Genomic DNA, 552 nt, shown 5'->3' on the forward strand with positions numbered 1-552 from the left:
GGTATCGAGATATTTTGAAATCGTAGCTATGTGTCTGGAGGCTCCGCAAATCTATCCAATTTACGTAGGTTGCTGGACTTAACCTCTGTATTCAGCAGACAGTTCCTCTCAGCATCAGAAGATCTCAACGGAGCCGGTGATCTAAAATAGAACCTGGGGGAGGGGGGTGCGTCCAACAAGACGGGAAGGGTGGAAGCCACCTACGCAACGAGTTCGTTACACCGGTAGAAGCAGCGATCAGTTGGAGCCGAGAGCGGAAAGACGCGGTTCGAACTCCTCCTGGAATGCGTCCATCGCATCCACCCCCCATTCGACCAAGTGATTTCGCTGGTCTGCGGTGAGATCGGTGATGGTCCTATCAATATCTTCAGGCTGCTTGATCCGGGATGCTTGTTTCTCAGGTAGACGTTCCCACTCCAACTCGACGCCTAAATTGCTCTCAATATCCGTTCGGTCGCGTTTCAGCGCCTCGAATATCTCCTCGTTGCGTTCCTTATCCGACGTGGAGATGTAGAGCTCGACGGAGAACTCCGGCCCCTGATGGAACACCCA

General features: G+C 52.9%; 1 protein-coding gene. It reads right to left on the reverse strand.

Going from position 1 to position 552, the window contains the following annotated elements:
- Positions 1-237: 237 nt before the first annotated feature.
- Positions 238-552: DUF4268 domain-containing protein (locus EXE42_RS16555; protein ID WP_137707017.1), on the reverse strand; the 315-nt coding region annotated here is incomplete at its 5' end.

This window comes from Halorubrum sp. SP3 (assembly GCF_005435195.1).
Taxonomy (GTDB): Archaea; Halobacteriota; Halobacteria; order Halobacteriales; family Haloferacaceae; genus Halorubrum; species Halorubrum sodomense.